This is a genomic window from Thermalbibacter longus, assembly GCF_023806485.1.
In the GTDB taxonomy this organism is placed as follows: domain Bacteria; phylum Chloroflexota; class Chloroflexia; order Thermomicrobiales; family Thermomicrobiaceae; genus Thermalbibacter; species Thermalbibacter longus.
This window is the reverse complement of record NZ_JAMSLR010000009.1, coordinates 1-13,423: the sequence shown is the minus strand read 5'-3', so window position 1 is coordinate 13,423 and position 13,423 is coordinate 1. Positions and strand designations below refer to the sequence as shown.

The window sequence follows — 13,423 nt, the reverse complement described above, 5'->3', positions numbered from 1 at the left end:
GCTCGCGAGTGCACGTACGACGCGAAGGGGGAAACCGATGGTCGCCCGCGGTCTGGAAGGCGTGATTGCCGGTACGACCCAGCTCAGCTCGATCATCGATGGGACGCTGACCTACCACGGCATCGATATCGACGAGCTCGCCGAGCATGCACTCTACGAAGAGGTGATTTTCCTCTTCTACCATGGCCGGCTACCGACCCGTGGCGAGCTGGCCGAGTTCCAGGACCAGCTCGCTGCGAGCCGGGCTCTGCCGGATGGCGTGCTCAGGCTGCTTCAGGACGCGCCATCTGCTGCCGTTCCCATGGATCTCCTGCGCACCGCGGTCTCGGCGCTCGCCTTCACCGAAGAACGCCCCAACGCCACTGACCGCGAATCTAGCGTTGCCAAGGGGATCCGTCTCGTCGCGCAAGTACCCACCATCGTAGCGACGATCGGGCGGCTGCGCCGTGGTTTGCCGCCGGTCATCCCGCCGATGGAGGAGCACAGCACCGCGCGCTCGTTTCTGATGGTCCTGCACGACCGCGAGCCAGACGATCTCGAAGTGACGGCGATGAACCGCGTGCTCGTGCTCCATGCCGACCATGAGTTCAATGCCTCCACCTTTGCCGCCCGAGTCACCGCGGCGACGCTGGCCGACATGCACGCGGCCATCACCGCGGCCATCGCGGCATTGAAGGGCCCCCTTCACGGAGGCGCTAACGCGGCCGTGATGCAGATGCTCGAGGAGATCGGTGCGCCGGACCGCGTCGAGCCGTATATCCTGGAGAAGCTCGGCCGGCATGAGCGGATCATGGGGTTCGGCCACCGCGTCTACAAGGGTGAGGACCCGCGAGCCAAGTGGCTGCGCGATCTCTCCCGCCAGCTCGGAGAGCGCGCGGGCGACCTGCGCTGGTACGAGCTCTCCACCCTGATTGCCGAGGTCATGCAGCGCGAGAAGGGGCTCCATCCCAATGTCGACTTCTACGCCGCTTCGGTCTATCACTACCTCGGCATCGATAAGGAGCTGATGACGCCGGTCTTCGCCGCGAGTCGCATCTCGGGATGGACAGCGCACGTCCTGGAGCAACAGGCAGACAACCGGCTGATCCGGCCGCGTGCCGAGTACACCGGCCCGGTAGACCAGCACTACGTTCCGCTCGACCAGCGCGGGTAGGCTCCTTCGCCCAGCCGGTGACGTGCCGGCTCGCGTATGATCTTCCTATGACTGGTCGCTGGCTCGTCGCCAGTGCCGTTGTCGCCGATGATGCGTCCCGTCTGGGCGCGTGCCGGGAAAAGCGTGACGTCCGCCGCGCAGATGCGGGGATGTAGCGTGACATGACAGGATACTCGTGGCCGAGAGTGAGTGCAGTCGCTCCCCCTGGCCGGACGAGCCGCCGGGCTGGTGGGGCTACCGCGAATCTCCATCGAATCCGCTGTCGCTTATCGAGCTGATCGCCAGCGAGATGCTGGATGCTCGCGTGGCGGCATTCCTTTGGATCGCTGTCGAGCACCACGCAACCGTGATCGTGGCCGCCCCGGAGCCGCGGGCTGGCAAGACCACGCTGCTCACTGCGCTGCTCGACCTGATCCCACCCAACACTACGCGCCGCTATCTCCGCGGCTGGTACGAGCGCTTCGAGTTCGTCGATCAGGATGACCCGGCACGCACGTACCTGTTGTGCAACGAGATCAGCAGTCACCTGCCGATTTACCTTTGGGGACGCGGGGTACGCCGGCTGTTCGAGCTGCTGCAGAACGGATTCGCGATGGCCACCACCGTTCATGCCGGTGGAGCCAGAGAGGTGCTCGACCTGTTTCGCGGGTTCCCGCTCGAAGTCCCCGAGCCTCACCTGGCCTCGATCGACCTAGTGCTGACGCTCGGCGTGGGCCTCGGGTCGCGCGGCCCGGTACGGCGGCTGATGCGAATGGAAGCGCCCCTGCCAGCCGATGGGCGGCTCGGCATCCAGGTTCTGGCTGAGCGAATGACCCCGCTCTCCCCCCTGGTCTCTAACCCTGCTGCGCTCGTCCGGCTGCTGGCCGAGCGGTTCGGGATCGAGCGGAGAGCGGCCAGTGCCGAGCTGGCCCGGAGGGAACGGGTGCTGCTCCACTGGTTGGCCCAGGGCATCACCAGCCGCGAGGCCGTTCGGCAGGCAGTGGCAGCCTATCGCCAGCGCGCGATCGAGAAGGATGCCGGCGCAGCTCCTCGGGGAGGGGATGCACAGGCCGGAGCCTAGCCTTGCCGAGCCCGAACGGTGGCACATCCACGGCTGCGTCGATCGCGATAGCGACGCCCGAAACCCAGCCCTGTACTTGACATAGAACATTGACAGATGGGCAGACTGGGGTAGGATTGTAGCGGATTGACTCACTTACCAAGGAAGCGACGTGTAGAGTCGAGTTCACGGCGCCGAGCGGTTCGGCGCCTTCGTAGACACCCGGTCGAGGAGAGCATATCGATGAGCAAACCGCGCACACTGGGCGAGCTTCGCGAGAGTGGATATACGGTGCTCCCGATCCGCGAGGAGATGCGTAAGAATCTCATTGCCAAGCTCGAGTCAGGGGAACCGATCTTTCCCGGCATCATCGGCTACGACGACACGGTCATCCCACAGGTCGAGAACGCGATCCTGGCGGGACAGGACATTATCTTTCTCGGTGAGCGTGGTCAGGCGAAGACTCGCATGGCTCGCGCGCTCATCAACCTCCTCGATGAGGAGATCCCGATCATCGCCGGTAGCGAGATCAACGACAACCCCTTCGCGCCGGTCAGCCGGTATGCCCGGGACCTGATCGCCGAGATGGGCGATGATACGCCGATCGAGTGGATCCGGCGGGAGGATCGCTACGCGGAGAAACTGGCGACTCCGGATACGACGATCGCTGACCTGATCGGCGAGGTCGATCCCATCAAGGTAGCCGAGGGGCGCTATCTCTCGGACGAGCTCACCATTCACTACGGGCTGATCCCACGGACGAACCGGGGCATCTTCGCGATCAACGAGCTGCCGGATCTGGCCGAGCGCATCCAGGTCGGCCTGCTGAACATCATGGAAGAGCGCGACGTTCAAATTCGGGGCTATCGAGTTCGCCTGCCGCTGGACGTCTATATCGTCGCCAGTGCCAATCCGGAGGATTACACCAACCGCGGGCGGATCATCACCCCGCTCAAGGACCGCTACGGCGCACAGATCCGGACGCACTACCCGGCCAGTATCGACCTCGAGATCAAGATCATGGAGCAGGAGCGAACGCCGCTCGAAGTGCCGGGTATCGCGATCACCGTTCCCGAGTACATGCGGGAGATTATTGCCGAGATCACGCACCTGGCCCGTCGCAGCCACGATGTCAGCCAGCGCTCCGGCGTGAGCGTGCGCATGTCGGTGGCCAACTACGAGACCCTGGTCAGCAACGCGGTGAAGCGCGCCATCCGGCTGGACGAAAAGCACGCCGTGCCCCGCATCAGCGACCTTCCGGCAGTCGTCGCCTCGACGATGGGCAAGATCGAGCTAGAGACGCTGGGCGAGGTTCAAGAGGAGCGGGTTATCGAGAAGCTGATCAACGGCGCAGTCCTGGCCACGTTCAACCGGTATTTCTCCACGCGCGACTTCGATGACCTGATCCTGGCCTTCGAGAATGGCCTAGCGGTCGAGACTTCCGACATGTTGCCCGCAATGCGCTACATTCACCAGGTCTCGCATATCGATAGCCTGCGGGCAGCAGCGAACCGGCTCGGCGCTGCCGGCCAACCCGAGCTGATCGCTGCCGCCGTCGAGTTCGTTCTGGAGGGGCTCCACCTCAACCGCCGGCTCAACAAGGACCGGGCCGGCGTTCGGGGAGAGGCCCGTTATCGGGGGTAAAGACCATGTCGCTGTCCAGCCGCCGGTTCCGCTACTACCGCTGGGATGGCACGCAGCAGATCGACCAGCTCGATGCCGAGCAGATTCTGGACGCGATCGCCGACGATGTCCTGGCCGACGGCGATCTGACCCGGGCACTCCAGCGCCTCTTTCGCTGGGGCTCCGATCGCCCCGATTCGCCCTTCCCCGGCATGCGCGACTTGCTGGAACGCATCCGCGAGCGCCGGCAACAGGAACTCAGTCGTTACAACCTCGGCTCGGTGCTCGATGACCTGAACCAGCGGCTCGACGACGTGATCGACACCGAGCGGCAGGGAATCGAGCGGCGCCTGTCAGAGAGCCGCGAGCGGCTGGCGCGCCAGCAGGCCAGGCAGCGCGGCGAGCCCCCATTCGAGGCCAGCGGGCAGGCCAGTGAGATCGCCTCCGAGGCTGAGGAGGAGCCATACGACGAGTCGCTCCACGAACTGCTGGAGCGCATGGCGGCCCGCAAGCAGTCGCAACTGGACGCGCTGCCACCTGACCCCGCCGGGCGGATCAAGTCACTGATGGACTACGAGTTCATGGATCCCACCGCCCGGCAGAAATTCCAGGAACTCCTGGCCTCGCTCCAGCAGCAGATGCTGCAGCAAACGTTCCAGGGGATGCAGCAGGCGATCCAGAGCATGACTCCAGAGGACCTGGCCAACCTGCGCAACATGCTCCATGACCTCAACGAGATGCTGGAGGAGCGCCAGCGCGGCGGCCAGCCCGATTTCGAGCGCTTCATGCACAAGTATGGTCACTACTTCGGCCAGGACCTCAAGAACCTCGACGAGTTGCTGGACTACCTGGCGCGCCAGATGGCGGCGATGCAGAGCCTGCTCGACTCGATGACGCCGGAGATGCGCCAGCAGCTTCAGGACGCGCTCGATGCCGCGCTGCAAGACCCGGGCATCCGGGAAGAGCTGGCCCAGCTCGCCTACAACCTCGGCCAGCTCATGCCCGACAATCCCTATGCCCAGTCCTACCAGTTCAGCGGGGGAGAAGAGCTAACGCTGAGCCAGGCGATGCGGCTCATGGAGCACCTGCGCGAGATGCAGGAACTCGAGGAGCAGCTCGAGGGCGTCCGCGACTGGCGTGACTTGCAGCGAGTGGACATGGACAAGGTGCGTGAGCTGTTCGGCGACCAGCTCGCCGCCGAGATGGACCAGCTCCGCCAGCTCACCCGGTTGCTGGAGGATGCCGGCTACATCCAGCGCACCCGCCGTGGCTACGAGCTGACCCCGCGCGGCGTCCGGAAGATCGGCCAGAAGGCGCTGCGCGAGATCTTCCAGCACCTCAAGAAGGATCGCTTCGGCCAGCACCAGATCGACCGTACCGGCCGCGGTGGCGAGCCGAGCGACGACAGCAAGCCCTACGAGTTCGGCGATCCCTTCCTGCTGCACTTGCCGAAGACTGTGATGAACGCGGTCTACCGCGAGGGACCTGGCAGCCCGGTGCGGCTGCAGCCAGATGACTTCGAGGTCTACCGCTCGGAACTGATGACCCAGTCATCGACGGTGCTCATGGTCGACATGAGCCGGTCGATGCTCTATAACGGTTGCTTCCTGGCGGCCAAAAAGGTGGCGCTCGCGCTCGACAGCCTCATCCGGTCTCAGTTCCCGCGCGATAACTTGTACATCGTCGGCTTCTCCTACGTAGCGACAGAGCTGAAGCCGTCGATGTTGCCGCACATCAGTTGGGACGAGTACAACTACGGCACCAACATGCAGCACGGCTTCATGCTAGCCCGGCAGCTCTTGTCCCGGCATCGCGGTGGTAACAAGCAGATCATCGTCATCACCGACGGAGAGCCCACGGCCTACTTCGACGGCGAGCAGGTGCGCTTCTCGTACCCGCCGACCTACCAGACGTTCCAGGAGACGCTCAAGGAGGTGGCCCGCTGCACCCGCGAGCAGATCGTCATCAACACGTTCATGCTGGAGCGTAGCCCCTACATGGCCGGGTTCGTCAGCGAGATGGCGCGCATCAACAAGGGACGCGCCTTCTTCGCGACTCCGGATCACCTGGGCGAGTACGTGCTACTCGATTACGTCGCGAACAAGCGCACTCGCCTGCGCTGACTCGTTGGCTTGCTGTGATACCTGGCTCTGGGTCGCGGCAAAGAGCGGGCGAGAGAACTCGTTACTGAATTGGGTCGACTCGACGGACTGGCGTCGTGCCGGCGGAACAGCAGCGAGCGGAGGGTGCAGATGACCTCGAGCGACGAGCCTCTGGTCTATCGCTATGAGGACGTGCTCCGGGCGATCGGCCACTTCATCGATGAGCACGATCTGCAGGACGTCGTGATCCTCCAGACCGACGAGGGCATCCTGCTGCGCGGCTACCGCCGGCCGCGCCCTGGCGATCCCACCCCGACATCGTTCATCAACCGGACCTTCACGAACGAGGAGATCGCGCGCATTCACGAGGAGGCGAAGCAACGACGCGGCACTGGCTCCAGGCTCCTGCAATAGGTCACCTTTACGGGCAGTGCGAGCCGAACTGCCGGTATTGCCAGACCGGCAGACCGTGATACTGCCGGCAGACTTCGATCAGCCGCTCCTTCGCCGCGTTGAAGAGCAGCTCGCCCTTCTCCGCCGAGGCCGTCAGCGGGTTGCCGTGCACCCCGTGCTCCCGCTCCCGGCGGCGCTCAGGGAAGCCGGTGAAGGCGAGGATGTCCGGCGTGAAGTTCGGCCGTCGCTCAGGGTCGGCGACCATGCGGGAGCGATCGATCAGGCTGGGCCGCAGGAAGAGTTGGAGCGAGGTTTCCCACTCTCCGCCGTGCCCGATGAAGCCACGGTCGGTCTCGGCATGCCGGTGCAGGATCTCCGGTACCATCTCCCAGTAGGTGATCGGCAGCACCCAGATATCCTCCTCCGCCAGCTTGATCGAGATGACCCGGATGATGTCACGGTTGCCGCCGTGACCGTTGAGCAGGACGATCCGGCGAAACCCGTTGGCCCAGATACTGCGACAGACCTCCGAGACCAGGGCGATGTAGGTCTCCACGCTGGCGGTGATCGTGCCGACTTCGCCCATGTTGTAATGCGTCAGGCCAATCCAGACCGGCGGTGCGACGATCACCGGGAACTCAGTAATCGCGAGCGCTGTCTCGACCGCGAGCGCCTGCGTGTGGCTGATGTCGACGTCCATCGGGCAGTGCGGTCCGTGCTGCTCCACCGACCCCAGTGGCACGATCACCACCGGGTCGCGCTCGAGCGCCTCCAGCAGCTCGTGCCGCCACATCTCCTGCCAGTGGACGGTGCGACCCAAGCGTGCACGCTGGCCGGCCCCGAAGACCGATGCGTCCGTGACCATCTACGCCTCCTCTCCGCCCGTCCGCCTCGGACTTAGCTCGCACCCAGCACTGCCCGCAGTCGCTGGGCCACTCGCTCGGCCTCGCCTGGCTGCATGGTCGACGCGTTCAACCCGATGGCCCGCAGATGCAGGTAGCTCTGAGAGACAGCGATCGCGGGTTCGCCGGCCAACAGCTCATTGACCACCCTCTCGACTGGCCGCCCCAGGGCTCGCTCATCAAGCCGGACGATCGCGACCGGCCAGCCACCCTCGGGGTCATCGCGCAGCTCGGTCGAGCGCACGGCTGGCAGGTCGGCGACCGCATCGAGGATAGACTGGATTTGGGCAACCTGCTGGCGCCGCTCGGCCGCATGGTCGAGCGCGAGGAAGCGCCGCAGCGCGGCGATCAGCCCGGCGATCTCCTCCTTGCCGACCTTCATCGCCCGGCCCAGCCCGTGATGTGGCGGGCCCGGCAGGCGGCCGGTCTCTAGGAAGCGCTCTCGCCAGGCCCAGGTCTCAGGGTAGATATCCATGTCCTGGTGCTGAAGCGCGACCGAATCGATGAGCTCGGCACGGCCCACCAGGATGCCCGTCGCCTGGGGCCCACCGATCGCCTTGCCGCCGCTGAACGCCACCAGATCGGCCCCGGCCGCGATGAACCGGCGCAGGTTCTCGACCGGCGGCAGCGCGGCCGCAGCGTCCACGATTACCGGCAACGCGTGCCGGCGCGCGATGGCGACCACCTGGTCGAGCGGCACCGCCCCTACCGAGCGTGGCTCCGGCTGCACCGCGTAGGCGATGGCGGCCGTCCGCTCGGTGATGGCGGCTTCGATCTGCCAGGGCCAGGTAATGCCCTGCCCTGGGAAGCCCAGGTAGCCCACCTCCACGAGCCTGGCGCCGGCGAGCCGGAGCGCCCGCGTATAGGCGTTGAGGTGCGGACGCTGGATCACGATCTCGTTCCGGAGCCCGGACGTGTCGGGCAAGCGATCCATCGCCGCCGGGTCGAGCCGCGCGATGCAGGCCGCCGCGGCGAGCGCCAGGCCGGCGGCCGCGCCCGCGGTGGCGTAGCCGGCCTCGGCGCCGGTGACCTCAGCCAGAAAGCGCCCGGCCGCCTCTTGGAGTAACTCCATCGGCACGCACTGTTGCGCTGCCTCGCGCATCGCTGCGAGGACATCCGGATGAAGCGGCATGCCGCCGAGCCTGGTCAGTGGCCCGGCCGCGTTGATTACCGGCCGCACCCCGAGCAGCTCGTAGATACCCATCGTTCCCCTCGCACCGTTCCCGTTTCGACAGGTCTAGTGTATGGCTACCGGGCTGGACGGTGAATACGGGGCGCGAGCGGGGCGTGTCCTGGTCAACCGGCCACGCACATGCTGCGGTCAGCGAGGCTCGACTTATCGGTCGAGAGCGCCTACGGCAGGATCGCGGTCCACTCTTCGGTGCCGAACTTCATGCGGACCAGCTCCTCGGCCTCCGCGATCTCCTCCGGCAGCAGCCGGCCCTCCTCCAAGCCGTGCCGAGCGGAGAAGACCTCGATCATGCGCTCGGTGATGGTCTCGCGCGGCAGATTCGTCTGCTGGCGCAGCGGCGCTACCCGCCGGGCCGCGCTGGGGATTCCCTTGTCGCTCAGCTTCTCCTGGCCGATCCGCAGCACCTGGACGACTCTCTCCGGGCTGATGTCGTAGGCCATCGTCGTATGGTGCAGCACGGCGCCGAAGCGGCGAGCCTGGGCCGCACCGCCGATCTTGCCCTCGGCCGAGGTGATGTCGTTGATCGGCTGGTACCAGGCATCGATCCCGAGCGAGCGCAGCGCCTCGATCACCCAGGCGTCGAGGAAGGCGTACGACTCGACGAACGACATGCCAGCCACCAGCTCCGGCGGCGCATAGATCGAGTAGGTGATCACCTTACCCGGTTCCGTCAGCATGGCACCGCCGCCGGTAATCCTCCGCACGACGGTGATGCCGAGCTGCCGTGCCACTTCCTGGTCGACTTCGTTGCGCAGGGACTGGAAGCGCCCGATGACGACAGCCGGCGCAGTCCACTCCCAGAAGCGCAGGGTGGGCAAGCGTTGGCCCGCGCCGACTCGCCGGGTCAGCACCTCGTCGAGCGCCATCTGCATGGGCGGATCGAACGCCTGGCCATAGAGGAGTTGCCAGCGGTACTGCCGCCAGCGTGCCTGCGCTTCGCTCGGCTCCGCGCGGATGACTACCTGTTCACTCATGGCAGCGCCCTCCGCACCGCACGTGCCACCGCCTCCGGCGAGAAGCCGATCATCTCGACGCCCTCGCCGAGACTAGCCCGGATCCGCTCCGCGATCTGCTCTTCCCCGACCTCGCTGACCGCCAACCCCTCCAGGGCACCAGCGATGCGCTCCAGCGCTTCCGGTGGCTCGAGGAAGAAGTCGCCGGTCACCTGCACTCCGCGCAGACGGCCGTCGACCACGTCGAAGTCCACCACGACCAGCTTGCCTCCGGGCGTCTTGTACTCTCCGTGCACCGGTCCCTCCGTTCCGGTCGGGCAGTGCTGAGACGAGTTCTCCCTCGCTCCACCGATAATTCTACGGGGGAGGGCAAGAACGCCGCAGGTGCCCATGCAGCGGGATCGGTTGAACGTCTTCCTGATTGACTAGGGGAAGTCCGGCCTGGATACTGACATCGCAATCCGGCCGAGCTGGTGACGCCGCTACGGGAGAGTGCAGCCGCAACACCAGGCGGAAGCGCGAACAGCACTAACCGGGTATAACCTTGGTAGACCGGTATGCAGCGCGTTACGGGAAGGAGTTGACCGATGCAAGCATCGCTTACGGCACGCATCATCGGCGCGGCTCGGCTGGACACCGCGACCTACGAGGCCGTCGAGCACGATGAGGCGGCGACATCGTCCGCGCTCCTGGTCGTGGTGCTAGCAGCCATCGCCGCTGGCATCGGAACCCTCGGCTCCGGTCGAATCGCGGCCTTCATCCTGGGAGTCATAGCTGCCATCGTGAGCTGGGCTGCCTACGCCGGCGTGGCATACCTGGTGGGAAGCCGGCTCCTCGCGGGCCCTCAGACGCAGGCAACCTGGGGCCAGCTTCTCCGGACGCTCGGCTTCGCCCAGGCGCCCCGTCTGCTCCTCGTGCTCGGCTGGATCCCGATCCTCGGAGTGCTCATCTCCCTGATCGTGTTCATCTGGACTCTCATCACGACGGTCGTCGCAATCCGGCAGGCGCTCGACTTCACTACCGGCCGCGCCATCGGCACCGCAGTGATCGCCTGGCTGGTGCTGGTGATCGTCTACGCGGTCATCCTCATACCGGTCGGGGTTCTCGCTGCATGAGCGGTCGCTGAGCATGCCGGAGCCTGCAGCCGGCAAAGCATAGGCGGGAAGATGCCCCCGCAAGTGATGTGAGGAACGACGAGAGGTCACGCGAACCATGAGCCTGACACGGCATGTGGCTGAGTGGATTGCCGCGCTGCGTCCGGAGGACGTGCCGGACGCCGTTCGCCGGGAGGCGATCGTTCATGTTCTGGATACCGTGGGCGTCGCGCTCGCCGGGTCACAGGAGCCGCTGAGCGCTATCCTGCGCGCGCAGATCACTGGCGCTGGTGGGGCCGCTCAGGCCACGGTGATCGGCTCGACACTCCGGGCATCGGCCCAGCAGGCAGCGCTGGCCAACGGAGCCGCCGCCCACGCGCTCGACTACGACGACACGCAGCTCGCCGAGCAGCCGGATAGAGTCTATGGGCTGCTCACCCACCCGTCGGCGCCCGTGCTGCCAGCCGTGCTGGCAGTCGCCGAGGTGACGGGAGCTCGCGGCCACGAGGCGCTGGCCGCCTACGCGCTCGGCGTCGAGATAGCCTGCAAGCTGGCGGAGGCGGCCAACCCGCGGCTCTACGAAGCAGGCTTCCACACGACAGGGGTGGTCGGCGCGCTGGGCGCGGCCGCCGGGGCAGCCTGGCTCTTGACCCGCGATGCGGAGGTCATTGCGCGGGCTCTCTCGCTCGCGGCCTCGATGGCCGGTGGGCTGCGCGAGCAGTTCGGAACCATGACCAAGCCGCTCCACGCCGGGCGGGCGGCCGAGAACGGCGTCGTGGCAGCGCAGCTCGCGGCTGCCGGGTTCACCGCAGCCGAGAATGCCCTGGAGGCACCGCGCGGCTTTTTCAGCGCCTACGCTGGGGGCTTCGACGAGAAAGTCGTGCGCGGCCGGCTCGGCAACCCCTGGAGCCTGCTCGAGCCTGGCGTCTCTTTGAAGCCGGCGCCCTCCGGGTCGCTGACCCATCCAGCCATTGATGCCACGCTCGACCTCTTGCGTGAGCACGACGTGCGCCCGGAGCAGGTCGACTCGATCCTGGTCGGCGTCAACCGCCACATGCCGAACGCGCTGCTGCACGCCATTCCGGCGGACGAGCTTCAGGCAAAGTTCAGTCTCCCCTACGCCGTCGCCGTGACGCTGCTTGATCGGGCAGCCGGGCTGGCCCAGTTCACCGACGAGCGGGTGCGGCAGCCCGACGTGAGCGCGTTGGTACGCCGCGTCGAGGTCGCGATCGATCCAGACGCCGAGGCGGCCGGCTACCACCAGATGTTCACCCGGGTCACGCTGCGCCTCCGCGATGGCCGGACGCTGAGCGCCCAGGCCAGCTTCGCCCGCGGCAGCCCCCAGCGCCCCTTCACCCGGGACGACCTGCTGGCCAAGTTCCGCGAGTGCGCGAGGCTGGCGCTCCCGCCCACACGGGTCGAGGAGCTGATCGCGGCCATCGAGCAGATCGAGGAGGCACCGGACGTCCGCGGGTTGCTCGCCCTGACGCAGCCCGAACGTTAGCCCTCGGACTGCCCAGGCACGAGGGCTTACTGCGTACCACCGATCGCGCCGCAGAGCGACAGCCCCACGGGCACGGTCTCTGCGCCTGCCGGGCGACTGCCCGGTCTAGCCGAAGCCGAACGTCTCGAACGCTACGGCCTGTAGACATGTAGGAACGAATGATTACTCGCCCCGACAGATCGACAGGCGAGCAGCCTGCCAGACTACCCTGTGATACCCAGGCTACCCGGTGGAGCCGGTTTCGTCACCGCCGGGTGTCCGCTCGCTGCGGGCCAAGGCGCGGTTCAGGGCAGGACCGCTACCCGCGCGGGAAGCGGTCCGGGCGAAACGGCGCGGCGACAGGCTCGACCTCGCCGGTCAGGATCTCCTGCGCGAGCAGCCGCCCGATCAGCGGCCCCAGCGTCACCCCGCTGTGCGTCACCGCCTCGTAGTACCCGCCGACCGCCGAAACCGCGCCGATACACGAGCGCTCATCGGCCGGGATCGGCCGGATGCCGACCGTCGCCGCCACGACGTCGGCCTCCTCGAGCCCGTCCAGCACCTGGCGCGCCCGCTCCAGCAGCATCCAGCTCAGCGGGTCGTGCGCTTCTACCTCGCGGCGATCCCCGAGCTGCGCGTCGGCGTCGTCGTGGTGGAGCAGGACATGGCCCGGTCCGTCTGGCCGGACGTTGACGATCGGCGTGTGCAGCACGCGGCGGATCGGTTCTCCGGGGACGGCGACGCGGACGACCAGCCCGGCCGACGGAGCCAGCGGCAGCGGGAGGCCGAGCAACCCTGCGATCCGACCGGCCCAGGGGCCGGCCGCATTGACCACGGCATGCACCGCGAAGGCCGCTCCGCTCCGCAGGCGCAGGCCATGAACCTGGCCTCCGGCCACCTCGATCGCAACGACCGGATCGCCCTCGATGACCTCCGCCCCCGCGGAGCGGGCCAGGTCGAGCAGCGTGCCCACCAGCAACGGGACGTCGACCCACGCCTCTTCAGGGTAGAAGACGAGTCGTGCCGTTGGGTCGGCACAGCGAAGGCCAGGCTCCAGGTTCGCCTGCACGTCCTGGGCCGACTGCCACTCAGCCCAGTAGCCCCAAGAGAGGAGCTCCTCGACCCGGCGCTCCATGACCGGTAGCTCGTCCTCGGCGACCCAGACGAGATTGCCGCCAGGGTGGTACCAGGGCGCCCCGCCGAGCTCCTCGACCAGTCGCTGGTGCTCCCGCAACCCGGCGAGGTTCAGCTCGAAGTAGTCCCGTGGGGACTTCGCGCTGGCGTTCACCCAGGCGAAGCTCGCCCCGCTGGTGCCAGCGGCCGGCCGCGAGCGCTCGATAACCCTGACCCGAGCGCCGGCTTGGCTCAATCGCCAGGCGATCGACGCGCCGACGACGCCGGCCCCGACCACGGCAACGTCGAGCATCGCGACCTCCGTCAAACCGTAACCGGAAATCCGCGATAGGCCTCTGGCCGCCGGTTGGCCAGC

The 13,423-nt window shown here is 66.9% G+C and carries 12 protein-coding genes; 7 read left to right on the top strand and 5 right to left on the bottom strand.

The window, feature by feature from the left end; translation table 11 throughout:
* The first annotated feature begins 37 nt into the window (after positions 1–37).
* From NET02_RS12075 to NET02_RS12055, 5 genes are all read left to right on the top strand, one after another.
* Entirely contained in the window at positions 38–1,153 is a 1,116-nt protein-coding gene (locus NET02_RS12075; RefSeq protein WP_284057674.1) for a citrate/2-methylcitrate synthase, read from the top strand.
* Positions 1,154–1,328: 175 nt separating this feature from the next.
* A complete protein-coding gene (locus NET02_RS12070; protein ID WP_284057673.1) occupies positions 1,329–2,213 on the top strand; it encodes a type II secretion system protein E in 885 nt (294 codons plus the stop codon).
* Between the two features lie 222 nt (positions 2,214–2,435).
* Positions 2,436–3,836 (top strand): sigma 54-interacting transcriptional regulator, encoded by a 1,401-nt coding sequence (locus NET02_RS12065; RefSeq protein ID WP_284057672.1) that lies wholly within the window; start codon positions 2,436–2,438, stop codon positions 3,834–3,836.
* A 5-nt stretch (positions 3,837–3,841) separates the two neighbouring features.
* Complete coding sequence (locus NET02_RS12060; RefSeq protein WP_284057671.1) at positions 3,842–5,938, top strand: vWA domain-containing protein; 2,097 nt, start codon at positions 3,842–3,844, stop codon at positions 5,936–5,938.
* Positions 5,939–6,067: 129 nt separating this feature from the next.
* Complete coding sequence (locus tag NET02_RS12055) at positions 6,068–6,331, top strand: hypothetical protein (RefSeq protein ID WP_284057670.1); 264 nt, start codon at positions 6,068–6,070, stop codon at positions 6,329–6,331.
* A 7-nt stretch (positions 6,332–6,338) separates the two neighbouring features.
* Here NET02_RS12055 and NET02_RS12050 read toward each other — a convergent pair whose 3' ends face one another.
* The 4 genes from NET02_RS12050 to lplB form a co-directional block, all read right to left on the bottom strand.
* A complete protein-coding gene (locus NET02_RS12050) occupies positions 6,339–7,175 on the bottom strand; it encodes a creatininase family protein (protein ID WP_284057669.1) in 837 nt (278 codons plus the stop codon).
* Positions 7,176–7,207: 32 nt separating this feature from the next.
* On the bottom strand, positions 7,208–8,416 hold the full coding sequence (locus NET02_RS12045) for an aminotransferase class V-fold PLP-dependent enzyme (protein ID WP_284057668.1): 1,209 nt from the start codon (positions 8,414–8,416) through the stop codon (positions 7,208–7,210).
* A gap of 149 nt (positions 8,417–8,565) precedes the next feature.
* The gene (locus NET02_RS12040; protein WP_284057667.1) at positions 8,566–9,378 is read right to left on the bottom strand and encodes a lipoate--protein ligase family protein; all 813 of its coding nucleotides are present in this window, start codon (positions 9,376–9,378) and stop codon (positions 8,566–8,568) included.
* Positions 9,375–9,653, bottom strand: a complete 279-nt coding sequence (gene lplB, locus NET02_RS12035; protein ID WP_284057666.1) for a lipoate-protein ligase small subunit — start codon at positions 9,651–9,653, stop codon at positions 9,375–9,377. Before lplB ends, NET02_RS12040 begins: the two co-directional genes overlap by 4 nt.
* Before the next feature lie 291 nt (positions 9,654–9,944).
* Here lplB and NET02_RS12030 point away from each other — a divergent pair, with 291 nt between their 5' ends.
* Positions 9,945–10,472, top strand: coding sequence for a YIP1 family protein (locus tag NET02_RS12030; RefSeq protein WP_284057665.1), 528 nt, complete (start codon positions 9,945–9,947; stop codon positions 10,470–10,472).
* Positions 10,473–10,569: 97 nt separating this feature from the next.
* A complete protein-coding gene (locus NET02_RS12025; RefSeq protein ID WP_284057664.1) occupies positions 10,570–11,955 on the top strand; it encodes an MmgE/PrpD family protein in 1,386 nt (461 codons plus the stop codon).
* A 298-nt stretch (positions 11,956–12,253) separates the two neighbouring features.
* Here the strand turns inward: NET02_RS12025 and NET02_RS12020 are convergent.
* A partial coding sequence (locus NET02_RS12020) for an NAD(P)/FAD-dependent oxidoreductase (RefSeq protein ID WP_284057663.1) occupies positions 12,254–13,423 on the bottom strand: 1,170 nt, incomplete at its 5' end.

Bases quoted from the DNA above. Each gene is read 5' to 3' on its own strand.
- NET02_RS12025 (WP_284057664.1), top strand. From the start codon at position 10,570: ATGAGCCTGACACGGCATGTGGCTGAGTGGATTGCCGCGCTGCGTCCG.
- NET02_RS12075 (WP_284057674.1), top strand. From the start codon at position 38: ATGGTCGCCCGCGGTCTGGAAGGCGTGATTGCCGGTACGACCCAGCTC.
- NET02_RS12065 (WP_284057672.1), top strand. From the start codon at position 2,436: ATGAGCAAACCGCGCACACTGGGCGAGCTTCGCGAGAGTGGATATACG.
- NET02_RS12030 (WP_284057665.1), top strand. From the start codon at position 9,945: ATGCAAGCATCGCTTACGGCACGCATCATCGGCGCGGCTCGGCTGGAC.
- NET02_RS12040 (WP_284057667.1), bottom strand. From the start codon at position 9,378: ATGAGTGAACAGGTAGTCATCCGCGCGGAGCCGAGCGAAGCGCAGGCA.
- NET02_RS12045 (WP_284057668.1), bottom strand. From the start codon at position 8,416: ATGGGTATCTACGAGCTGCTCGGGGTGCGGCCGGTAATCAACGCGGCC.
- NET02_RS12050 (WP_284057669.1), bottom strand. From the start codon at position 7,175: ATGGTCACGGACGCATCGGTCTTCGGGGCCGGCCAGCGTGCACGCTTG.
- NET02_RS12055 (WP_284057670.1), top strand. From the start codon at position 6,068: ATGACCTCGAGCGACGAGCCTCTGGTCTATCGCTATGAGGACGTGCTC.
- NET02_RS12060 (WP_284057671.1), top strand. From the start codon at position 3,842: ATGTCGCTGTCCAGCCGCCGGTTCCGCTACTACCGCTGGGATGGCACG.